The sequence below is a fragment of the Niastella vici genome (assembly GCF_002077945.1).
Lineage (GTDB): Bacteria > Bacteroidota > Bacteroidia > Chitinophagales > Chitinophagaceae > Niastella > Niastella vici.
Map to the genome: position 1 here is coordinate 26,995 of NZ_LVYD01000059.1, position 23,012 is coordinate 50,006.

Annotated in this window: 17 protein-coding genes; 8 read left to right on the top strand and 9 right to left on the bottom strand. The window is 45.4% G+C overall.

Features of this window, described 5'->3' with window-relative positions; genetic code table 11:
• Positions 1 to 234: 234 nt before the first annotated feature.
• From miaA to A3860_RS27280, 6 genes are all read right to left on the bottom strand, one after another.
• Positions 235 to 1,140 carry a tRNA (adenosine(37)-N6)-dimethylallyltransferase MiaA gene (gene miaA / locus A3860_RS27255; RefSeq protein ID WP_081152419.1) on the bottom strand — a complete coding sequence of 302 codons (906 nt, stop codon included), beginning with the start codon at positions 1,138 to 1,140 and terminating at the stop codon, positions 235 to 237.
• A 142-nt stretch (positions 1,141 to 1,282) separates the two neighbouring features.
• A complete protein-coding gene (locus A3860_RS27260) occupies positions 1,283 to 1,852 on the bottom strand; it encodes an IS1096 element passenger TnpR family protein (protein ID WP_081152422.1) in 570 nt (189 codons plus the stop codon).
• 291 nt (positions 1,853 to 2,143) lie between these two features.
• Positions 2,144 to 3,703 (bottom strand): CCA tRNA nucleotidyltransferase, encoded by a 1,560-nt coding sequence (locus tag A3860_RS27265; RefSeq protein WP_081152425.1) that lies wholly within the window; start codon positions 3,701 to 3,703, stop codon positions 2,144 to 2,146.
• Between the two features lie 15 nt (positions 3,704 to 3,718).
• The gene (locus tag A3860_RS27270; RefSeq protein WP_081152428.1) at positions 3,719 to 4,708 is read right to left on the bottom strand and encodes a glycosyltransferase family 9 protein; all 990 of its coding nucleotides are present in this window, start codon (positions 4,706 to 4,708) and stop codon (positions 3,719 to 3,721) included.
• A gap of 18 nt (positions 4,709 to 4,726) precedes the next feature.
• Entirely contained in the window at positions 4,727 to 5,296 is a 570-nt protein-coding gene (locus A3860_RS27275; RefSeq protein WP_081152431.1) for an L-threonylcarbamoyladenylate synthase, read from the bottom strand.
• Between the two features lie 52 nt (positions 5,297 to 5,348).
• A complete protein-coding gene (locus tag A3860_RS27280) occupies positions 5,349 to 6,749 on the bottom strand; it encodes a hypothetical protein (protein WP_081152434.1) in 1,401 nt (466 codons plus the stop codon).
• Positions 6,750 to 6,855: 106 nt separating this feature from the next.
• On the opposite strand from A3860_RS27280, the gene A3860_RS27285 reads away from it, so the two are divergent.
• Both A3860_RS27285 and A3860_RS27290 read left to right on the top strand, forming a co-directional pair.
• Positions 6,856 to 7,662, top strand: a complete 807-nt coding sequence (locus A3860_RS27285) for a 2,3,4,5-tetrahydropyridine-2,6-dicarboxylate N-succinyltransferase (RefSeq protein ID WP_081152635.1) — start codon at positions 6,856 to 6,858, stop codon at positions 7,660 to 7,662.
• 9 nt (positions 7,663 to 7,671) lie between these two features.
• Positions 7,672 to 8,583: a DMT family transporter gene (locus A3860_RS27290; RefSeq protein WP_081152437.1), complete on the top strand. Its 912-nt coding sequence runs from the start codon at positions 7,672 to 7,674 to the stop codon at positions 8,581 to 8,583.
• A gap of 698 nt (positions 8,584 to 9,281) precedes the next feature.
• On the opposite strand, the gene A3860_RS27295 is transcribed toward A3860_RS27290, so the two are convergent.
• Positions 9,282 to 10,229 (bottom strand): hypothetical protein, encoded by a 948-nt coding sequence (locus A3860_RS27295; protein ID WP_081152440.1) that lies wholly within the window; start codon positions 10,227 to 10,229, stop codon positions 9,282 to 9,284.
• Between the two features lie 243 nt (positions 10,230 to 10,472).
• Here A3860_RS27295 and A3860_RS27300 point away from each other — a divergent pair, with 243 nt between their 5' ends.
• From A3860_RS27300 to A3860_RS27315, 4 genes are all read left to right on the top strand, one after another.
• Complete coding sequence (locus A3860_RS27300) at positions 10,473 to 10,829, top strand: YciI family protein (protein WP_081152443.1); 357 nt, start codon at positions 10,473 to 10,475, stop codon at positions 10,827 to 10,829.
• A gap of 30 nt (positions 10,830 to 10,859) precedes the next feature.
• Entirely contained in the window at positions 10,860 to 11,201 is a 342-nt protein-coding gene (locus tag A3860_RS27305; protein WP_081152446.1) for a YciI family protein, read from the top strand.
• Positions 11,202 to 11,273: 72 nt separating this feature from the next.
• Positions 11,274 to 12,512 (top strand): RNA polymerase sigma factor, encoded by a 1,239-nt coding sequence (locus A3860_RS27310; RefSeq protein WP_081152449.1) that lies wholly within the window; start codon positions 11,274 to 11,276, stop codon positions 12,510 to 12,512.
• A gap of 265 nt (positions 12,513 to 12,777) precedes the next feature.
• Entirely contained in the window at positions 12,778 to 13,671 is an 894-nt protein-coding gene (locus tag A3860_RS27315; protein ID WP_081152452.1) for a patatin-like phospholipase family protein, read from the top strand.
• Between the two features lie 174 nt (positions 13,672 to 13,845).
• On the opposite strand, the gene A3860_RS27320 is transcribed toward A3860_RS27315, so the two are convergent.
• On the bottom strand, positions 13,846 to 16,191 hold the full coding sequence (locus A3860_RS27320; protein WP_158085374.1) for a T9SS type A sorting domain-containing protein: 2,346 nt from the start codon (positions 16,189 to 16,191) through the stop codon (positions 13,846 to 13,848).
• A gap of 769 nt (positions 16,192 to 16,960) precedes the next feature.
• Here A3860_RS27320 and A3860_RS27325 point away from each other — a divergent pair.
• Together A3860_RS27325 and A3860_RS27330 are read left to right on the top strand one after the other, a co-directional pair.
• Positions 16,961 to 20,320 (top strand): ATP-dependent helicase, encoded by a 3,360-nt coding sequence (locus A3860_RS27325; protein WP_081152458.1) that lies wholly within the window; start codon positions 16,961 to 16,963, stop codon positions 20,318 to 20,320.
• A gap of 204 nt (positions 20,321 to 20,524) precedes the next feature.
• Positions 20,525 to 22,726, top strand: coding sequence for a beta-1,3-glucanase family protein (locus tag A3860_RS27330; RefSeq protein ID WP_081152463.1), 2,202 nt, complete (start codon positions 20,525 to 20,527; stop codon positions 22,724 to 22,726).
• Between the two features lie 81 nt (positions 22,727 to 22,807).
• On the opposite strand, the gene A3860_RS42135 is transcribed toward A3860_RS27330, so the two are convergent.
• Positions 22,808 to 22,936 (bottom strand): hypothetical protein, encoded by a 129-nt coding sequence (locus tag A3860_RS42135; RefSeq protein ID WP_262497336.1) that lies wholly within the window; start codon positions 22,934 to 22,936, stop codon positions 22,808 to 22,810.
• Positions 22,937 to 23,012: the final 76 nt, after the last annotated feature.

Here is a 23,012-nt window from a genome sequence, read left to right on the forward strand (position 1 = left end):
TTTGAAAGTATTTGCGCGGGTATTGTTGGGGGATATTCAATAAACTTAGTAGTGGTTAGGTGAATATGTTTATCTGTATGGGCAAGTGTGAGTTGAAAACGGGAAAGTTACAGGTTTCAGGTTACGGGGAAAAACATTGCGGCGAACTTCATAAGAAGAAAACAGGATGCAAGCTAAAAGCAGGGATCTGCAAACAAAGCCCTGCAACCTGCAACTTGCAACCTGTAACTGATACTATATACGCTTACTTTCACAATAAGAGATCAATTCGTTAACATCATAGGGAGAAAACCATTGTATCGCTTCATCCTTCTTAAACCAGGTCATCTGGCGTTTGGCGTAGTGGCGGGTATTTGTTTTTATTTGCTCAATGGCATGTGGCAGTGATATTTTTCCGTTGAGGTAGTCAAAAACCTCCGAATACCCTACTGTTTGCAGGGCATTCAGGTTTTTAAAGGGAACAAGCGCTGTTACTTCCTGCAGCAGCCCCTGCTTCATCATGTTGTCAACACGGGCATTAATGCGCGCATGCAATTCAGGTTTGGGCAATTCCAATCCCAGTTTTATAATCCGGAATGGACGAACCGCTTTTTTCCCCTGTTGGTAAGTACGTATAGATACACCCGTTGCCTGTTTTACTTCCAGCGCCCGGATAAGCCGTTGCGGGTTTTGTATTTCGCCGGTATCATAATACAATGGGTCGTGTTGCTGCACCTGTTGTTGCAACCAGGCCAGCCCCTGCTGTTCGTATTGTTCGGTAATGGCCTGCCTGATGGTGAGTGAAACAGGTGGCATATCATCGAGCCCTTCGCAAAAAGCTTTTATATACAAACCGGTGCCGCCGGTAACAACAGCTATATCATGCTGCTGAAATATTTCCCCGGCTGCCTGTAATGCGTATTGCTCAAATTCAACAGCATTCACCTTATCGTGAATGGAATGGGAACCAATAAAGTAATGGTGTACCTGTTGCAGCTCTTCTGTAGAAGGTTTGGCAACGCCAATATTCATTTCTTTAAAACATTGCCGGGAGTCGGCAGAAATGATGGCGGTATTAAAATGACGGGCTACTTCAATAGCTACGGCCGTTTTACCCACTGCGGTGGGCCCGGCTATGATCACGCAAATTTTTTCTTTCATATTATTTGTCTGAGCTTGTATAGAACCCACAACAAATTTTGAGATTTCGGGACTTCGGGATTTTGAGATTTAGAGATCTGAATATACTTGTGAGTTTCGAAAATAATAAAATCAAAAAATCTATAAATCCCTAAATCAGCAATCAAACTTCGTCGTCCTGACCACCTTCTTCTGCTTCCTCGCCTAAACCCAGTTCCTCATCCTCTTCATCGCCTTCGGTGCCGAAACCTTCGGTACCGGCTTTCAGATCGTATTTTTCTTCCATCTCGGTGAGCTTGTCACCGGCGATGCCCTTGGTGCCATATTGCGAAGGCGCAATACCTTCCGATTTTATTACGGCGGGGTAATCGATCTTGCTGCTTTCTTCTTTCGACACACTGATGAGCTCAACCAGGAAGCTCCAGTTCTTTACAAAATCGTATACGTATATAAATTTCTGATTGGGATCCTTGATCTCTGTACCTATGGGCGTACTTTCCATCAGCAATGGCGCCACTTTATACGGTTTATCGTAATTGGCCAAACTGATCTCGCGACCGCGTTGCCAGTTATCATTGCTGCGATAAAAGGTAGCCTGATGTTTGCTATCAAACTCATACGACTTCAGGATCACCTGGTGTAATTGCAAAAAAGTTTGTGTGTGCTTGATCGCAACATCCCGGTAAATACTGTCATCTTCCTCAAAATATATTCTGAATTTTAAAACCGCCATACTATATATTTCAGGTTACTTATTTCAGATTTTTAATTACGCCCAGTGCTGAATCCTGAGCTTATCCGTAAAATGTTTCTCTATAATCGTGCCAGCCATTGTATCAATTGTCCGGAGCATCTAACCTGTCACCCCAAGAGTCAAAAATAAGACAATTCCCCAACTATCAAAGTATGCAATTTAAGTCGCATTTACATAGTAACAAAATGCCCAACATACACAGTGATACTGATTTATGCAAATAAAACAATAAATTGTTCTGGAAATTACCGTATACAGGTCAATTCCGGGTCAGTTGCCGGTAGCGTTCTTATTGACAACATTCAACCCCAATTCTGCTGCTTTTTTCATCATAAAATCATATGCAGCGTCGTAAGTATTATCAATTTCTCCATCCAGAATGGCTTCACGGATGCTGCTTTTAAGGTCGCCCACTATTTTACAGGGGCTCAGACCGAATATATCCATAATTATTTCACCGGTAATGGGTGGTTGCCAGTTGCGGATGCGGTCCTTCTCCTCCACTTCGCGCAGGCGGTGGCGCACCAGTTCAAAGTTCTCGAGAAAACGGATCACTTTTTGTTTGTTCTTTGATGTAATGTCAGCCTCACACAACAACATCAATGAATCAATATCATCACCGGCATCGAACAGCAATCTGCGTATGGCAGAGTCAGTGATATTCTCTTTGGTTAAACTAATAGGTCGCAGGTGCAGTTCAACCAGCTTCTTTACAAAACGCAGCTTTTCATTCTGTGGCAGTTTTAATTTGGCAAACAAACGCGGCACCATTCGGCCACCCACCACTTCATGCCCATGAAACGTCCACCCATGGCCTTTTTCAAATTTTTTGGTGGGGGGTTTACCAATATCGTGCAGCAAAGCTGCCCAGCGCAACCACAGGTCGCTGGTATTGCGCGAAATATTATCCACTACCTGCAGGGTATGATAGAAATTATCTTTATGCCCCAGCCCATCAATGTATTCAGCGCCCACGAGGTCAACCAGCTGGGGAAAAATAATATGCAATAACCCGCTTTGATACAACAGATCGAACCCAACCGAAGGTTTGGCGCTTAATAATATTTTATTCAGCTCTTCTGTAATGCGTTCCTGCGAAATGATCCTGATGCGTTCTGCATGGTCCTTTATGCTTTGGAAGGTAGCCGGTGCAATGGTAAAGTTCAGCTGCGCGGCAAACCGAACGGCCCGCATCATACGCAGCGGATCGTCACTGAATGTGGTATCGGGATCGAGCGGGGTTTGAATGATCTTTCTTTCCAGATCCTGCAATCCGTTAAAAGGATCTATGAGCGTGCCATAATCTGCTTCATTCAGGGAAATGGCCATGGCATTGATGGTAAAATCCCTTCTGTCCTGGTCGTCTTTTAACGTACCCGGCAACACTTCTGGGTTGCGGCTGTGATAGCGATAGCTCTCTTTGCGCGCGCCCACAAATTCTATTTCGAGGGCCGACTTTTCATGCGGCACGTCCCCGTTTTCTTCGGCAGCAGGTTCAGCAAGGTTTTCCACTGCTTCCTGGCCATTGTTTTCGGCAATAAGATGTACTTCACCAAAATTGGCTTCGTAAAAATGTTTCAGTTTTATTTGCGCCGTGCCAAAGTTCTTGAAGAACGATACAGAAGGTTTTGGCTGGAACCGCTCGGCTACCTTATGCGCCAGCTGAATGCCATCGCCCACACAAACAATATCGGCATCCTTGGTGGCGCGCCCCAGCAATTTATCGCGCACAAAACCACCGATCACATAGGCAGGTACACCGAGTTCTGCAGCAGCATGCGCGATCTTTTTAAATACAAACAATTCCTTATCGTTGCACTTTATTTCCATCAGCGACAAATGTAATTATAAACTACTTAATAGTTGTTCATTGGTGATCCCGTAGGCGCATTTAAAATGGCCCAGCGGACAGGCAGGCCTGCCATGTAATCCACATGGGCGGCAGGGTAATGGCGTCTGTATCTCTACAATAAAGCGTTTATCCGATAAGGGGCCAAACCCGAATGAAGGCAGGGTTGAACAATATACTGCAGTGACCGGTGCATTTACCGAGGAAGCGAAATGCATGGGGGCCGAATCATTTACATAATTCATGGCGGCATCTTTCATAAGGGCGGCCGATTGTAAAAAACTCAACTTCCCGCATAAATTTACCACGGTGGCCACTATGCCCCCATTGCGGATCTCTTCTGCCAATGGGGCATCGCCGGGCGCGCCCAACAGGTAGATGGTATAATTCGCCGGCACTTCCTTTGCAAAGCTGATCCATTTATCTTTCGGGAATTGCTTGGTGAACCATACCGAGGCCGGTGAAATAGTGATATAAGGAAGTTTTTTATATCCCTGTACGGCCGCTTCATCCGGTGCTGAAGGATATAAGCGGGGCTTCATTACCTCCTCATTTGTAAAAGCCCGAATGAGTTCATTATTGCGGTCTGCCTCATGAATAGGATTGTGCACATCGCTGATCACATGGGGTATCTTTTTATCGAACAACCAGCTCAGTGGGTTCTTGTCGAAACCAATTCTTTCGCGGGCGCCCGAAAAAGCGGTGAGTATACCGGTGGCGGCAAACCGCTGCACATTGATCACTTTATCGTACCGGCGTTTGCGGATCTTCCCCAGCAGCCTGAATAAATTTTTCAGCTTGCCGTTCTTTTTATCCCAGATCAGCAATTCATGCAGGTACGGATGGTTTTGCAGCAGGCCTTCATTGCCTTTTCTTACCAGAAAATCAATTTCAGCATCAGGAAAATGCCGGTGCAGTTTTTCCAGAATGCCGGTTGCCAGCACTACATCGCCAATGAACGCCGTTTGTATTACGAGAAATTTCATTACTTGTTTGGGTTTGTTTTACTCCCTGATCACGGTAACGCTTCCATCCTTATTCCACTTAATGATGGCCGAGGGTGCATGCGCCGTGGTATCTTTTTGCCTGTGGTGTACAATATAATCAACGCCCTGCCAAATCCCCGGCATAATATCGTGAAAGGTGGCCGGCGAGGGATCGCCCGACAAATTGGCCGAAGTAGAAACAATTGGTTTGCGGAACCGTTTGATCAAATGCTTGCAGAACGGGTCCTTAACGATGCGGATGGCCACTGTACCATCGGCATTGATCACATTATCGGCCAGCCCAATGGCCCCATCATAAATGACAGTAGTAGGCTTTTTGGTTTTAGCCAGGTAATCAAATACCTGCAGATCGATATGCGCCACGTAGTGCATCAGTTCCTTTTCATCGGCCAGCAAAATGATCATGCTTTTTGTTTCGGGCCGTTGTTTCAGGTTAAAAATGCGGTTCACCGCCGTTGCATTGGTGGCATCGCAGCCAATGCCCCAGATGGTATCGGTTGGGTAAAGGATCAGTCCCCCACCCTGCAGTACTTTTAAACAATGATCAACATCATGTGAAAAATCCATGGTGCAAATGTAGGGGCAAAATGCCAATACCGCGCAACCGGCTATATTGGTCTTAAAACTTAATAACCACCAGTTTGCGCACTTCCAGGTCGTAATATGCGTAGTAATAAGTCCCGTTGTTCATGAACAGGCTTTCAGACTCAGCCGGTATCTTTAAATTTCCCGTATAACGTTCAATTCGTTCATTAATAGAACTGCCTATATCCCCTTCCATATGCGAATAATTGCCGGCATTCAGCAGCATTTTAAAATGTACCGATTTCGACCAGCTTTCACGTGATACATTCCTTACAGGGAACAGCATTGGGCCTCCTACGTAATTGGGCGATGCCATATATGCAGGATTATTATCCTTATTCCCTCCATACACTTTTGCATAGGAGCCTACCACCACTTCAATCTGGTTATTGTCATAAGGTTTGGCGGTGATCACTGCAGCCCCATTCACCATTTTTCGAAGTAATTGCCTTTTGCCAACATCACGCAATTCGCTCTTACTACTTCTGCTGCCTTCCTGAAAGATCGGGGTATTTTTAAAAGGAATGGGCTCATCGCCTCCTGTTGAAAACGATTTATCGATCGCTCGCGTATACAGGTCAACTACCTGTATCAGCAAACTATCGGTGGTAGCCCGCACGTAATACAATTTATTGCGAAAAAGAAATGAGTTATCAGAATAAGAAACTTTTTTTGCCGAAGGCTGACCGGGATTGTGATCAATGACCCAGGAGCTCACCACATGTTGCTTTAGATCGAAGCAGCATACATGGGTTGAATCTATGTGATTATTCATCAATAGAAGTAACGTATCATTTCGTATGTAGATCTTATTGGGTTTAACCACCGCATCCAGATCGCAATCCCCTTCCTGGTCAATTTTTTCAAGCTTTACTGTATGGTTGAATATTCCGCCAGTGATCAGATCGTTCCATTGCTTTTCTGAAAAATTATGCCTGACAGACGTGAAATCCCGCTCACTGGTAAAGTCGTACACAGTTAATTCAGTAGTTCTATTGTCGGCAGTTATATACAAAAAGTGGTTGCCTCCACTAATATAGGTCACCGCCTTTTCCTTTTTTATATCAAATGGGAAAACACGTTCAGTTATTCTTTTGGTCATTACATTAAAAGCCCAGCTATGCAGCTCATCTTTATCCTTTTGCTGAAGAAAAACATATACAGAAGAATCACGCAACATACCGCCCAGCAGCTTTTCTCCCGGTTTAACGGGCAAACTGAATTCCCTGACAATGCGCAGCTGGTTATTGCATAGAAAGCCCCTGAGGCTATCGCTGTTCACAATTAAAAGGCAGCTATGTTGCTTGTTTTTATCTGAAATAGTTTGTAGTTCGATCCTGTTTCCCTGCCAGCCAACTGGCAGCTCAAATTGTTTATGCTGGGCCAATACCTGCAAACTCAAAAAAGAAAGCAGGATAAAGATCATTACACGCATTCTTCAAGGGTTTAGAAAGCGATAAAAATAGCAAAAACCGTCAAAAAGCCCCAGGTTTTATAACCGATTTATGATCTGTACTGTATGTTTGCAAAAAATTAAAGAAATGCAAGATCTGATCCTGGAAGCCTGGGGCAACCGCGAGTTATTAAAAGAAAAAAAATATACCGATGCGGTAAAAGCTGTAATTGAAGAAGTAGATAAAGGCCGTTTACGCGTGGCGGCGCCCACCGATGATAAATGGGTGGTGAATGAGTGGGTAAAACAGGCTATCCTGCTATATTTCGGCATTCAGCCCATGCAAACCTGGAACCTGGAGCCGTTTGAGTTCTATGACAAAATGCTGCTCAAGAAAAATTATAAAGAGCTGGGCGTACGTGCCGTACCCCATGCCGTAGCGCGTTATGGCGCCTATGTCGCCAAAAACGTGGTGCTGATGCCTTCTTATGTGAATATCGGCGCATATGTTGATGAAGGCACTATGGTCGATACCTGGGCTACTGTGGGCAGCTGCGCACAGATCGGCAAAGGCGTGCATTTGAGCGGCGGCGTAGGTATTGGCGGTGTGCTGGAACCTTTACAGGCCAGCCCTGTTATAATTGAAGATGGTTGTTTTGTAGGCAGCCGTTGTATTGTAGTGGAAGGTGTAGTGGTTGAAAAAGAAGCCGTACTGGGCGCCAACGTTGTATTAACACAAAGTACCAAGATCATAGATGTAAGCGGTAACACCCCCGTTGAATACAAAGGACGGGTACCTGCACGCAGTGTGGTAATACCTGGTACCTATGCTAAAAAATTCCCTGCCGGCGAATACCATGTAAGCTGTGCGCTCATCATTGGTCAGCGTAAACCAAGCACTGACCTGAAAACAAGTTTGAATGACGCACTGAGAGATTTTAATGTATCTGTATAAGTACAATATTTGGAAGGGAAAAAACATACTGTAACATTAGCGGGTTTTCTCATTACCATAATAGGCTCCATCCTGTTCTCCACAAAAGCCATCATTGTAAAAGTGGCTTTTGCGCACACGTCTATGGATGCCCTTACCCTGCTTATGCTGCGCATGAGCTTTTCCCTTCCCTTTTATTTGGCTGCGGTATGGCTGGCCCGCCGGGAAGGCCTTACCCCGCTTACCAGCCGCCAGTGGCTGGGCGTTATTGGCCTCGGGCTTTTTGGTTATTACCTCAGCAGCCTGTTCGATTTTATTGGGCTGCAATACGTAACGGCCGGACTGGAACGTTTGATCCTCTTCCTGTATCCCACCTTTGCCGTTTTTATCAATGCCGTTGTTTTTAAACAACCTGTGGTTCGCACCCAGAAGATCGCCCTGATGCTCACCTATACCGGCATTGCCATCGCCTACTTTGGTGAACTACGCATCGATGTCAGCAATCCGCATTTTATCTGGGGCAGCTTTCTTATCTTTTTATGCTCCATTACCTACAGCGTGTATATTGTTGGAAGCGGCCGCCTGATACCAACGGTTGGCGTTACCCGTTTTACCGCATATGCCATGCTGTCGTCAACCGCCGGGGTGTTTGCACATTTTGCGCTAAGCGGCAGCAGCCTGCAACTGTTGACGAAATCACCCAGCCACATCTGGTATGGCATAGTGCTGGCAGTAGTGGCAACAGTGCTGCCCACGTTTATGATGTCGCATGGCATGAAACGGATCGGCAGTAACAACGTGGCCATCATTTCGGCAGTTGGTCCGGTTTCAACGATCATTCAGGCGCATTTTATTCTGGGCGAAAAGATCTTTCCGGCGCAAATTGCGGGCACGGTGCTGGTTATCATCGGGGTGATATTAATTGGCTGGAAGAGAAAGTGATACCCCCCACAGCCCCTTAAGGGGGCCCTTTACCTCGCAGTTACCTCATTATTACCTCGCGTTTCATAATCTGTTGATTTAAATGGGACAATTTCTATTTCTTTACCCCCTGGTTACCTTTTCTTAACCTCCTGCTTAGGTATTCTTCTCCTTTTTGTTACCCCCTGGTTACCTCCGCTTCTCCTTTTCAATACCCCTGGTTACCTTTTCTTCTCCCCTTCTTTCGGTTGCCCTTTGGTTAGGGTAATATTGCCTTTACCTTTTCATTTCCTTTTTATTACCTAAGGGGTAAAGAAAAGGTTAATCTAATATTACCACAATACGACCACAACCAAACCACAACCTAACGGAAATACCCCAGTCACTGCCACCTGGCAGAGTGCAGGAAAAACAGGCTAAAAATGTTTGTTTTGCCACAAGGACAGTACATGCTTCAGGCATAGTTGACACCAATAAAAAACGCCCTGCAACCAACGTATACAAGGCGTTATCTGATCCCTGATTTGATATGACTGATTTTGAGATTTCGGGATTTTGAGATTTCGTAACAGGCCGAACCTGATAAAATCCCAAAATCTAAAAGTCGCTAAATCAGAAATCATAATATTGCTGATTTGGAGATTGGGGGATTTTGAGATTTCGCAACAGGCCGAACCTGATAAAATCCCAAAATCTAAAAATCGCTAAATCAGAAATCATTAATATCCGCATCTGCTCCTATAATATCCGCACGAGTGCTTTTTCTCCTGCACAGGCGCAGGGGCTGGTGGAGCCGGTGTTTCAACAGCTTTTTGTGCTTCCACTTTTTTTGGCAGTTCCACTGCTTTGGGCGGAGCGGCTTCTTTATTCTTCATGAAATTAAGCGGCATGCCAACCGTGATATTCCAGGCCGATGCATTCGATTTCAATTGCGTAGTGAGTTGCTTGGTATCCTGCGGCGTTACCAATGTTTCCCGGCCTAAATTGCCGATCCCCATCAGGTATTGCAGCCCTACCACATATTTGCTCACATTGCCTTTGGCAAATGCCAGGTTAACCCCGGTGATAATGGCCGAGTTCCAGTTACCGGCGCTGTACTGGTACACGGTTTCATTCGATTTTACAGTGCTGCTGATAGCCGTTACCGGATTGGGCACAACCGCCATACCGGCATAAGGTTGTATCCGCACATTCATAACCGGTTTTTTGACCGGGTTGGCGTTCGCCTGTTCCAGCATCATCTTCCGCGCAGCGCAGGGTGTAGTGAAGGCCCCGGGAGCTTTCCCTGTAGCCGGCTTTGCGGTTCTACCCAAATTAATGGGCTTGCTGCTTACCTGGTAACCGGCTTCCAGCCGCAACTTCCAGTCGCCCTGCGATGAGGTAAATTCACTGGCGCCGGTTTCGGGATTGGTAAATTCATACGTGACCACCGACCGGTTGGTGGCTACCCCAACAAAGGGGCCATGTGTTTTATTAATAAGGTAATCCATTCGAAGGCCTACTTGCGGAGAAATGTTTGAACACATAGGTTTTATACCTTTCGTGTTGTTGTACTGTACACAGGTAAAAGCTTGTTCAATACCCACTCTGGGTGTAACGGAGAACTGGGCACTCGTTGCAAACCCGCAGGCAACGAATACCACGCCGGCTAACGCTGCTTTTCTCATAGCTTAGTTTTTTAGTGTCCTTATAAGTTACACCATATTGAGCAAACCAAAAATTAGAATACATGAGTGGCGGGCTAACTTCAGCCTATTTTTAGGGTAACCCGTTTTAACGAAAAGAAATTGAAACAATTAAAAAAGAAAAAAATATTTTCACCGGGTTGTCCAATCGGTCTTTGTTCAATTGTTATAAGGGTATAATAATTATATTCAATAACAATTACTATAACATTAAAACCTGAAAACATGGAAGAGTATATGTTGATCTTACGGCACCAGGACGGAGCGAAGATCGCCTCACCGGAACAAATGCAGATCTGGATGAAACAAACCATGGACTGGATCGGCGCCATTTCTGCAAAAGGCAAATTCGTGAGCGGCACCGGTTTACTATTCGACGGCAGCAAAGTAGTATGGCCGCATGGAGTAGTTACCGACGGGCCGTTTGGCGAGATCAAGGAAACCATTGGCGGACAAATGATCGTAAAAGCCGATTCATTTGATGAGGCCGTTGAATTCGCCAAAGGTTGTCCCGTATTACAGGGCGAAGGCAACAGTGTGGAAGTAAGGCGGATCGCCAAAAACGATGGCACCCATAAATAACAACAACCACTATTAAATCAAATACAAACAATGAAAGATTATTTATTGGTATACCGCGCTGATTACACTACTATTCCCGACCGTACGCCTGAAGAAGCAGCCGCCATGACGAAGCGCTGGATGGACTGGATCGGCAGCATTGCCGCGCAAAACAAACTAACCGACCGTGGACAACGGCTGGCGGCATCAGGTAAAGTGGTTAAAAACGAAAGCACTGTCACTAACGGACCGTATGCCGAGATCAAGGAATCAATTGGTGGGTATTCCATTATCAAAGCCAATTCGTATGAAGAAGCCATTGTATTAGCTAAGGGCTGCCCCGTCTTTACCCAGGGCGGTAATGTAGAAGTAAGGGAAATAAGCCCAATGTAATAAAGCTATTGGATACCAGTTACCGGGTACCAGTTACTGGTAACTGGTACCCGGTAACTGGAAACCTTGAACATGCAACAACCCGAATTAATACCACATTTGTTCAGGACCGAATACAGGAAGATCATTGCTGTATTGTGTAAACGTTTTGGCTTTGAACAAATAGAAACAGCGGAAGATATTGCAAGCGAAACCTTCATGACGGCGGCCCAAACCTGGGGATTGCAGGGCATACCGCAAAATCCGGTTGCCTGGTTGTATACCGTGGCAAAGAACAAAGCCAGCAATTTTCTGAAACGCCAGGCTGTTTACAATCATAAAGTAGTGAAGGATCCGGCAGTCAACGAAGACACGTCAACCATGCCGGCCTATGAGATCGACCTTAGCCCCCAGAACATCAACGACAGCCAGCTGCAAATGATGTTCGCCATTTGTCACCCGGCCATTGCCACCGAAGCGCAGATCGGTTTATCGCTGCGAATTTTGTGCGGATTTGGCATCGAAGAAATAGCCGACGCTTTTCTCAGTAACAAGGAAACCATCAACAAACGCCTGTTCCGCGCCAAAGAAAAATTGCGCTCAGAAAATATTGCTATCGAACTTCCTGAACTGGCACAAATAGATGAACGGCTGGGAACCGTACTGGCCACGCTCTATCTGCTGTTCAGCGAAGGCTATTATTCAGTGAGCAATAATAAAACGTTGCGTAAAGAATTATGCTTCGAAGCCATGCGGCTTTGTTATATGCTGGTTGAAAACAAGCATACCAACAAACCGCCGGTGAATGCATTGCTGTCACTCATGTGCTTTCATGCTTCCCGGTTCGAAGCACGCCTTGACCGCAATGGCGAACTGATCTTGTACGAAGAACAGGATACCAGCCTGTGGGATGCCGACCTCATCAGCAAAGGCGGCTACTTTTTGAATTGTTCGGCCAGTGGCAACCAGCTTTCGAAGTACCACCTCGAAGCCGCCATTGCCTACTGGAACACCCAAAAAGACGATACCAAAGAAAAATGGGAAGCCGTTTTACAATTGTACAACCGTTTATTGCAAATAGAATACTCCCCCATTGCGGCCCTCAACCGCACCTTTGCCCTGTCAAAAGCAAACGGCGCACCCGAAGCCATTATTGAAGCAGAAAAACTGCAGCTCACCAACAACCACTTTTATTTTACGCTACTGGGCGAATTGTATACCGGTATCAATAACCGCAAAGCCATTCAGCATTTTCAGCAGGCGCTGGCCCTGGCAAAAACGAATACGGATAAGCAGGTCATTCAGAAGAAGTTGGATAAAATCGCACACTAACTGTTAACTGCATATACATACGAAATAAAAAATATCTGCAGTATAACCGATTTTAATTACTTTTAAGCATCCCTCGAAGGGATCCAAATGCTAAATGGTTCCTGCAGGGCTGCTTTTTATTATCTGGCATCAAGATAGTACCCGAATAAAATGATATTGATCAATTTTTAAAAAGCAGCGGCCCGCTTCTATGACGGCTCTTATCACGGCATTCTATTACAACCTGTCCCGGCTTTAGTCGGGATTAACCATTAAAATGTAAACGATGTCTTACCAATTTACCAACCTCGTTTTCGAAGGTGGCGGCGTTAAAGGGATAGCATATGCGGGCGCCCTGCAGGTACTTACCGATTGCGGTATTATGCCCCAAATAAAACAGGTAGCCGGCACTTCGGCCGGGGCTATAACGGCTACCCTGGTAGCCCTGGGTTATCCGGCGCCGGAGCTTAAGTCGATCATCATGAACCTCGACTTCAAACATTTTGAAGATGGCTGGGACCCGCTTCGCATACCCACAGAATACGGGTTATACAAAGGCAATACTTTTTTGTACTGGATCCAGAAAATGATCGCCAACCGAACAAATAACCAACCCAACATTACGTTTGCCGATCTGTATAAATTAACCGGCGTTGGGTTGTTTGTATTTGCCACCGACCTCAACATTTACGACATAAAACAGTTCTCGCATATTGATACGCCCAACGTGCCCGTTTGCGAAGCAGTAAGGGCGTCTATGTCGATCCCGTTGTTCTTTAAAGCCTGGAAATTCAGTAATAATTTGCCCGACAATCATATATATGTCGATGGTGGTGTGGTGTTGAATTATCCGCTCACGGTGTTCGATTCGCCACAGCAACCCGATAATCCCCAAACCCTGGGCTTTTATTTATACGATCGCAATGGGAATAAAAAACCCAATTCGCTGAGTTATGATCAGCCTGTTGATTATTGCAAGGTGTTGTTCGAAACGGTGATTGATTCGCAGGATATTGATTTCGACAATAACGAATCGATGGAGAAAAGAACGGTGAAGATCGATGATTTCGGTATTGCAGCCACTGATTTTAATTTGACCCAGCAACAAAAAGATCAGTTATATAAATCAGGCGTTTATTACACGGAAGCCTATTTAGGCGTTCCGGTAGTAAATGCATAGGAAGGTGTTGATCGTATGGGTGCTTACCTTAAAACAGCAAGCAGTTTCATCGCCTGATTCCATATGAAGGCCTTCCCTCCCGATAGCTATCGGGACCCGGGGGACCTTTACTTAAACGAATTGACGGGTCATCATGTGAGCCTTCTGCTATTCCTGGCGGAAGGCTTCACCTTTTTATCGCTTCAGCAGTTTTTGCTGCAACAACTGCCTGTTTCCGCCCAACACTTCCAGCACATACATGCCCTTTGCCAAACCCGGCGGCACGGCTAAACTTATTGAATGATAACCGGTCTGTAATTTCTCAGCAGCCGCAAATACTTCCCTTCCATAAAAATCAATTAGCCTGAATTGTATCTTCTCTGTTGTTTTCAACTGCAGCTGCACATTGATCTCCTTATTGAACGGATTGGGATATACCTGCATACCCAATTCTTTTAGGCTGATGAAAACAATGCCCGAATAAGTATAACTGCCACCCTGCTGCACGATCTTTAACCGGTAGAACCGCGAAGCAGCAGTAGTATTTTCTTTATCAGTGAACCGGTAGGTACTGCCGGGAACAGCCGTCAGTTTACCCACTGGTTTAAAATGCGAAGGATTGCCGGCATACTCCAGCTCATACCAGGCAACATTTCTTTCCTCCTTCAGCGACCATTGCAAAACACTTTGGTTGCTATTCAGGCTGCCGTTGAATGAAAGACCATTTAATGCCAGTACGCCATCTGTATGAAAACAGGTAGCATTCTGGCTGCCCGACTGCGTGGTATCATCGGAATTTATAAAGATGGTATTCCCATCACCATCGAGCAGGGTGATCCTCGACTGGTTACAGATGTATTTATCGACATCGGTGACCGCCCTGAATTTTACAACGGCTTTATTGGCCCCACCCGGTTTAACAATACCACTCTGTTCACCGGCCGAATTAATGAACCGGCCGCCGCTCACCGCAAATGGCATGGTACCGGCCACATCAGGCACGGCTACCCCATTCAATGTAGTGGAGTTTGGTATGTAGATAGTGCTTGAAGGAACCGAATCATATAACTTCACGCCCGGCGCATTGATATTTCCGTTATTGGTCACTTCAATGGTGTATTCCACCGTATCGCCGCCAACTACAAAAGGCACCCCACGTGTATTTCGGTACGATTTATTAGCTATTAATGATGGCGATAACACCGGGAAAGCGCAACTGGTAAAGTCGCCGCTGGTCCATACATTACTGGTATTACTGCCGGCAATAGAAGTACCCGCCATGGTGGCCAGGTTCACCTTAAATACATCCTGGTACGAACCGCCGATAAATACATTGCCGGCCGGGTCAATGGCAATTGAATTGGAACTGCTGGTGGGCGATGGATTTATGCTGCCCATAAACGTAGTAATGCGGGTAGCAGGATTTATTTTATACAGCTTGCTACTATTGGCGATCAGGTATAATTTGCCCGAACCGTCGCCAAAGAGATCGCCACCGGTTTCGGCCAGTACATCGTTGGAACCGTTGATGGCGTCATTGATCAACGGGCCCAGCTGCGATATCACCGGCAAACCGGTACCAGGGTTTATGGAAAAGCGAATAAGGTCGTCCCCGTGCGAAGTAACCGCAAAACCATACCCATCACTTGCAAATGCCATGCGGTTGATGTTGTAATTGGTATTCGGTTCGAGCGGATAACCGGTAAACCGGCGGGCGCATACCGGTGAAGCGTTCAGATCGATATAACAAAGTTCCTGCGCCGGATTGCTGGCATAATTATTCACGAAATAAATACGGCCCGAACTCTTTTCATAAGCAATGGCCGCCACATAATCCATCAGGCTGCCGGCAGCCAGCGCGGCGCCGGATACCGCATCATAACAGGGTCCGTTTTCGCCATCGAATAAAATAGGGCCGCCGGTGCCATCCGATTTATCCAGTGTTTTTATAAACCGGTAATACATGCCATCGGCAGGCGATGTGGAATCTACTTTGGTGGTACACTGGTAAATGACCGAACAGGTGTTATCAGCCGAGAGATTGGTGAATACGGTATTGGTGTTCTGCACAAAACTATTGCCTGTGTATATTCCCTGCAAGGTAGCGTAGTTCGAAACGGTTCCTCCATTAGCCGTGATGGTAACCTCGAAGGTAATGGTAGCGCTTACATTGGGGCCCAGCAAACCGGGACCAAAAGAAGGCGCATTGATGAGGCCGCCGCTAATGGCATAAGGCATGGCGCCGCTTACATCGGCCACAGAAACACCGTTCAGCGTAGTGGAACCTGCTACATACGAAGCGCCGGCAGGAATATTATCGTACAGCGTGGCATTGCTGATATTCGAGGCCGACAGGTTGGTAATAATAATGTTATATTGTAAAACATCGTTTTGAGAAGCAGTAGAACCATCGCCCGCAGTAGAGATATTTGCAACAGATTTACTCAGGTTCAGCGTTTGCGCTTTCACTTTACCGGTAACAGGTAACAGCAGCAGTAACAATAGCACATATGGAACCCCGAACGTGTAGAGTTTAATCATAGGTAATGGATTATACAAGCTTAAAAATATCATCTGGCGGGCATTAGGTCTATTGCCCGCGCCGTTATTGTTCATCATTACATAGTTCTATTTAGCAAAAAGAAGGGAACCCACCCCTTAGTCTCCAACACGTTAGGCTCCCCTTATGCGCATTTGATAAAAATCAAAACATCTAACGCCAACGAGAAATAACACGTTATTTTTCGGGAATATTAAAATATTTTGTAACTTACGAGTACTCTCCTAAGACAGCGAATATCCTCTCCCGCGAAAAAGATTATTGAAAAACCGACATATACATATCCAATGGTCCTGTTAAACCATTAACTCTCTTATGAATATCTGATTGGGTTGAGAAAAGATTAGCAGCATACGGGATGCCGGTAACAGGCGATCGCAGATCAGCCGTGTTCACACCTCCGGATTAATTTTATTTCTGTCCCTAAATCCTTTTTTAACAAGCGAAATCCCGTTTTTAATTACACCGTTTACCTGATTTGTATTAATCCGTACCCTTCTTTTTATTGCTGCATCACTTACCTGAATAAGTGATAAGATCCTATTGCACTATTATGCCCCCCATAATTATTTTAGAAAACGTCGTCCAGCCAGGCGACGTTTTATTTTTTATCTTGCAGGCCAATAAGCAAAACTATTTATTCCCGCGCCCGGGAATTATGTAAAATGCACAAACACAAAAACCATTATCCGGCACCGGCTTGCATATGCGCATGAAATAAGCAATTTTTGCAACCCGAACCCCTTAACCATGACAACGATTGATACTCAAAAAGCCCAGGCTTTTTATGCGGAACTGGTATTGATACAACATTCCACTGCCGATGCAAACGAACGATTTTCGCACCTGTCGAGCTTCTTTTACAAATTAATAAAAACAGCCACCAACGAGGAGCTGATCGCGTTCAGGAATTTTTATGCCCGCTTCAGGTACCTGTTAACCCAATTAAAATTAACTGGAACTGAAAAGCAAAACCTGGATGCATTCAGAAGATTTATCAAGGAAGGGAACATTAAAAAGACAACCGTCAAATCAATACAACAAAGTATTGCCTTGTTGTACCGGCTTATAAAAACCATGCAGGGCACACATGCGGTGGAAAGAAAAGAACTGGAAGCCCTCCCCTATACAGAGAAATATTTCCTGCGCCTGGTTCCCCAGAGAAGATATGATATATTAACTGACCTGAAGGTGCTGTGTGCCGACTGGACAGAAATAACAGATGACAATGGCAGTCCCTGTTTTACCTTAAAAGCATATGACCTGGAAAATATGGAAGGCCTGGTTGAAATACTGATCAGGGCACATCAACACGCTAACCATCTTCCGGCCCGGCAATTGTTAACCGAGAACGCCATATTGCAATTTCATAATATCAGCTATACCGGTGAAGGTGACAACCAGTATACCACCACCTTCGACACACTCATAACGCTGGAACCCGATTTTTTGATAGACGCCACTGCTATTGGCGAATGTTTTGTTCAACAGGGTTCAAACAGTGATATCTTCTTTTTGTCGAAGATCATGGACAACCTGCCGGGCAGCGCCGCTTTAAAAGGAAGTATCATTGGTTACTACCTCGATGAAATTGTGCGCAATAAAGAAGAGAATATAGAGTCAATTTATCTTAATGCCCAGCGGAACAATGCATTAAAAGCCGCCCAGTTCGGCAACACCGAAATGCAAACCCTGAAACGTTCCATTCTTCAGGAACATCTTAAAAACATTATAAACCTGGTACAAACCCAAAGCCATAAAGAGCTTTGGATAGAACCGACCTATTTTTCAAAAGATTACGGTTTACAGGGCCGAATTGACCTGTTGGGTATTGATCATGAACTGGATTCAAAGGACATTGTTGAATTAAAAAGCGGCAGCCCCTCCAATCACCAGTATAACATTGCCTGGTCGAACCACAAAATGCAGGTAGTAAGTTATGATATGCTGCTGCAAAGTACTTATGGTGATAAAAGGCAAGGCACCAATGCCGTGTATTATTCAAAATGCCCGGTATTGCCCTACAGGCATATAGTAACCGAGCATAGCGAAAAAATTGATGTGCTGAATATCAGAAATGAGATCACGGCAAAGATCTATGCGCTCGCTCATGGCGATTTCAGCCTTTTACACAAGATCAAAAATGAAGGCATAGCAGGCATTCCGCGATTTTTATATACGGAGCTGGATGCCTTCAGGCGTTTATACGACCCCAGCAGAATTGCCACGCATTACTATCAGGAGCTAATGGCCTTTACGCTCCGGGAAATGATCAACGCCAAAGTGGGCGACATGCTAAAGGATGAAGAAGAAGAAAACCAAAATGGTTTTGCAGGACTTTGGCTCGATAACCGGTTGACCAAAGTACAGGATTTCAGGATCATTTATGACCTGGAAGTGACCGCCATCAATGAGGAAGATGGTATTATCAACCTATCGTTCGACCGCACTATTTCGCACAGCTTTCGCAAAGGCGACCTCATCATCTTATATCCCAAACTGGGCGACACCTATAACCCCATGGCCCAACATATTTTAAAAGGCACCATCAGTTATATTGGGTTAGACGCCCTGGTGATTGCCCTGTTTAATATACAAACAGATTATTCATATATAAACTCCTATCAGCACTGGGCTATTGAACCGGATATTCTCGAGCGGAACCACTGGAGCACGATCAGCAGCCTGTTCAATGTATTGAGCTGTGCCGACCGCAAAAAGAAACTATTGTTTGGCCATGAAGAACCCAAAACAGAACCGGCGATCACCTATCATAACGAAAACCTTACTGATAATCAAAACCAGGTTATTCAACAGGCATTGAACGCGAAGGATTACTATTTACTGCAGGGCCCGCCGGGAACCGGTAAAACCAGTACCTTCCTCGTTAACTATGTAAAGGAGCTTACCTGGAAAACAAAAGATAAAATAGTGGTGCTGGCCTTTACCAACAGGGCCGTTGAAAAGATCTGTGAAGCATTCAGGAAACCAGGAAATAACAAAGCCACAATAGAATATATTCGCCTTGGCAGCAAGCTGATCACAGATGATAATCTTTTTACAGAACAATTGAACGACGACAATCCGGATAATTGGAGAAAAATATTCGATGCGCACCAGGTCATTGTGTCAACCGTATCAACTTTCCAGAACAACTGGTTATTGCTGAAAGAATTTATTTCACTTAAACAGATCATTATCGATGAAGCCTCGCAATTGACCGAAGCGGCTTTATCGGGCATCCTGGTCTTGTTTGAAAAATTCATATTAATTGGCGACCACAAGCAATTGCCATCGGTAGTAACGCAGGATGCAAAAACCTGTTTTACCCGCAGTAATTATTTGAACCAGTTGGGCGTTACCGATTTCAGGGTGTCATTATTTGAGCGGCTGACGCGGAACGCCATTGCAAAAGGCTGGAAGCATGCGTATGGACAGCTCACGCATCATTACCGCATGCACCAGGTTATTGCAGGTCTCATTGCCCAGCACTACCGGGAAACACTGATCCCGGGAAAGCCCGCACAAAACAGTACGCTGCCGCCTTATACTTTATCCAACGGCCATCCCCTGATCGAGCTTACCAAAAGCAGGATATTGTTTATTGAAAGCGTACCTGAAACCGCCCATAAGAAAAACAAAAAAGAAGCATTTATAGCAGCCTTCATTGCACAAACGCTCATTGATTCCGGCATTGTAACGCCGGCACAGATCGGTATTGTAACACCATTCAGGGCACAGATAGCAGAAATAAAAAAACATCTCAGAACAGATATCTTACTGAATGAGAACTTTATTGTCGATACTGTTGAGCGCTATCAGGGCGATGAACGGAAGATCATTCTTTTTTCAAGCACCATTACCAACACCCGCCAGATTGCGTCCATGCAAAGTATTGCCGCAGGCGACAAAGATGAAACCGACCGCAAACTGCTGGTAAGTATTTCCCGCGCCAGCGAACAGTTTATTATATTGGGCAACCCCGAAGTGTTGCGGGCATCAAAACCATACCGCCTGCTGATAGCGCAGATAGAAGCGCAACAGGGTGTCATTAATAAAGACTTTTCAGAAAATATTATCAGCATGCACAGCGACCTGGACCTCGATTAAGTAATACATATTCCTGCTACCGGCGAAGGTCATCCATTTACTGCAAAATAATTTAGCCACACATATTACCGTTAGATAAATATCAAACGGTGTATGTGTGCTTGCGTTAGCTATTCTCCCCCACCTACTTTTCCACAATAAAAGTTAACGGTGTATTAAGGGTTACATTCGTACCAAATATCCGTTAAACTAACATTTATCTTTATGAAAACAATTACACAACCTTTTCCCTTACGCGCTTATTGGGGAAACAGGGCGCTGCTATGCCTGTTTCTTTGTTCGCTGCTCACAATTGGCCGGTCCTTTGGCCAAACAACCGTTCCATTTACCCTAAGCAACAACAGCTCGTATACCGACGCTAATGTTTATGTGGCCGTGGTAGGTATTATCAATGGCAACCATGTATGGATCGAGCCCAAAACAAGCACCGTACGTTTAATGAGCGCCTCAGACAATACGGTTGCCGGTCCGGTTATCGGTGGCAATCAGGGTCCCGGCGGCAACGGTTTGTACGCCAACTGTTTTGCCAAACTGAACGAAATCCCCAATAAAACGATCAATATACCGGGTATTGCCGGTTGTCGCATATTGATCTCCTTTAACTCACAATTGTACCTGTACTTCTTTGGCGCATCCGGTGCACCCAGCGGTTATGCAGCACCTAACCTCGCCAACCCTACCGACCCCAACCAGGGCATTCGATACGAAATGATTGAATTAACCAATGCGGCTACCGGTTTGTGGGCCAACACTACCCGCGTTGATTCGTACCAATACCCCATGGGGCTCGAAGTGTGGGGCAACAATAGTTTCTATAAAAAAGTAGGTGAACTGAAAACCCATGCGCAAATTCTGTCGCAATGGCAATCAACCGCACCAGCTGAATTTGCCGGTTGTTACGACGCCACCAACGGCATCATAAAATTCCCTTCCAAAACAGCCGCCTTCCAGAGCGGCGGTGCACAAGCCGGATATTTTAACTCGTATGTTGACGCCATCTGGAGTAAATACACCAATGATTACCTGGTGTTCAATGCCGGTAATGCCGGAACCTTTACCGGTCATGTATCAGGCGGGGTGTTCTCATTCACCCGCGCTTCAGACGGTCAGGCAGGAAGAATTTCAGCCAAACCAAGCCAGCTCGAAGTAATGGAAGGCAGTGGTGTAATGGCCAGCGGTACCGACCTCGATAAAGTGGTACAGGCACAGATCTGCGCTGCGATCAACCGCCATGCGATTGACCTGAACATAGCCTCAGGCGTAAGCCAGGATTTTGCAACCGATTCAAAATATTATGTAACGTCGCCGTATAACTGGTATTGCAAATTCTGGCACCAGCCCGACATCAGCTACAACAGCTTAACCTATGCATTCTGTTACGATGATGTATTTGAAAAATCATCTACCATCAATGCGTCCTCACCCATTCGCGCAACTATTACAGTAGGTGGTTTTGCCGGCCTGGCATCAACCGGTGTGGCTACAGTATATAAAGATTGCAATTATAGTGGCTATGCTGTTGGCTTAAACCCCGGCACTTATACGCTTAGCCAGCTGATTGCACTGGGCGTATCGAACGATGATATTTCTTCTATTAAAGTAAATTCAGGCTATAAAGTCACTTTATACCGCGATGATAATTTCAGCGGACCCACCATTGTGAAGACTGCCGATGACGCCTGTTTTGTTGACGATGCATTCAACGATTCAGCATCATCACTGAAAGTGGAAACAAATACCACCGCATTCTCCAGCGTAATACAGGCAGAAGATTATACGTATATGGCGGGCATACAAACAGAAAGCACTACAGATGCCGGTGGCGGATTGGATGTAGGCTACATAGATGCCGGCGACTGGATGTCGTACAACGTTACCATTCCCACAGCCGGAACGTATCGCGTTATTTACAGAGTGGCCAGCCCTAACAGCAATACTACTTTGCGTTTGGAAAAAGATGCCGGCGCTACCCAATTGGGTTCGGTAACCATCCCCAATACCGGTGGCTGGCAAAACTGGACCAATGTAGCGCATAATGTAACCTTACCGGCAGGCAGCTACTCTATTGGTATTGCCACTTCAACCGGCGGTTTCAATCTCAATTACCTCACGATCACTGATAATTTATCGGCCCGCCTGGCCACGCAAAATATTGAACAGCAGGTAACGGCAGCAACAGACAATACACTGACCCTGTCGCCCAACCCTGTACGCAACCAGTTGTACCTGCGCGGATATGATAAAGTGCAGACGCTTACGGTGTACGATCTGGGCGGGCATGAAGTATTGAAAGTGCCCAATCCCGGTTCTACCATTAGTATACAATCTCTGCAAACAGGTGTATACATAATAAAACTAAACCGTAGGGATAACAGTATTAAAACGATAAAGATTGTGAAACAATAATAATGTTTATGAAAGAGCCTCGTTACGGGGCTCTTTTCTTTTATAGCCGGCGCTCCGCATTTACCAACCATCAACAACAACCTATTCAATATGATTGAGGTATTCGATCTTTTCATTGTTGTGTTGGCCTCCATACGTTTGTCCGCTATGTAAAACGGTCACTTTTTGCCAGATGTCCTGTAGTTTATCAATGCTCAGGCTGGAATTCATGTTAATTTTTTAAGTTATTAATTTATTAAAGCAATTTAATGGGTGAATATGGCGCGGCAAGGCTTTTTTTCGTAAT

Coding starts and splice junctions, on each gene's coding strand:
- miaA (WP_081152419.1), bottom strand. CDS start 1,140: ATGAAAGAAAAAATTTGCGTGATCATAGCCGGGCCCACCGCAGTGGGT.
- A3860_RS27260 (WP_081152422.1), bottom strand. CDS start 1,852: ATGGCGGTTTTAAAATTCAGAATATATTTTGAGGAAGATGACAGTATT.
- A3860_RS27265 (WP_081152425.1), bottom strand. CDS start 3,703: ATGGAAATAAAGTGCAACGATAAGGAATTGTTTGTATTTAAAAAGATC.
- A3860_RS27270 (WP_081152428.1), bottom strand. CDS start 4,708: ATGAAATTTCTCGTAATACAAACGGCGTTCATTGGCGATGTAGTGCTG.
- A3860_RS27275 (WP_081152431.1), bottom strand. CDS start 5,296: ATGGATTTTTCACATGATGTTGATCATTGTTTAAAAGTACTGCAGGGT.
- A3860_RS27280 (WP_081152434.1), bottom strand. CDS start 6,749: ATGCGTGTAATGATCTTTATCCTGCTTTCTTTTTTGAGTTTGCAGGTA.
- A3860_RS27285 (WP_081152635.1), top strand. CDS start 6,856: ATGCAAGATCTGATCCTGGAAGCCTGGGGCAACCGCGAGTTATTAAAA.
- A3860_RS27295 (WP_081152440.1), bottom strand. CDS start 10,229: ATGAGAAAAGCAGCGTTAGCCGGCGTGGTATTCGTTGCCTGCGGGTTT.
- A3860_RS27300 (WP_081152443.1), top strand. CDS start 10,473: ATGGAAGAGTATATGTTGATCTTACGGCACCAGGACGGAGCGAAGATC.
- A3860_RS27305 (WP_081152446.1), top strand. CDS start 10,860: ATGAAAGATTATTTATTGGTATACCGCGCTGATTACACTACTATTCCC.
- A3860_RS27310 (WP_081152449.1), top strand. CDS start 11,274: ATGCAACAACCCGAATTAATACCACATTTGTTCAGGACCGAATACAGG.
- A3860_RS27315 (WP_081152452.1), top strand. CDS start 12,778: ATGTCTTACCAATTTACCAACCTCGTTTTCGAAGGTGGCGGCGTTAAA.
- A3860_RS27320 (WP_158085374.1), bottom strand. CDS start 16,191: ATGATTAAACTCTACACGTTCGGGGTTCCATATGTGCTATTGTTACTG.
- A3860_RS27325 (WP_081152458.1), top strand. CDS start 16,961: ATGACAACGATTGATACTCAAAAAGCCCAGGCTTTTTATGCGGAACTG.
- A3860_RS27330 (WP_081152463.1), top strand. CDS start 20,525: ATGAAAACAATTACACAACCTTTTCCCTTACGCGCTTATTGGGGAAAC.
- A3860_RS42135 (WP_262497336.1), bottom strand. CDS start 22,936: ATGAATTCCAGCCTGAGCATTGATAAACTACAGGACATCTGGCAAAAA.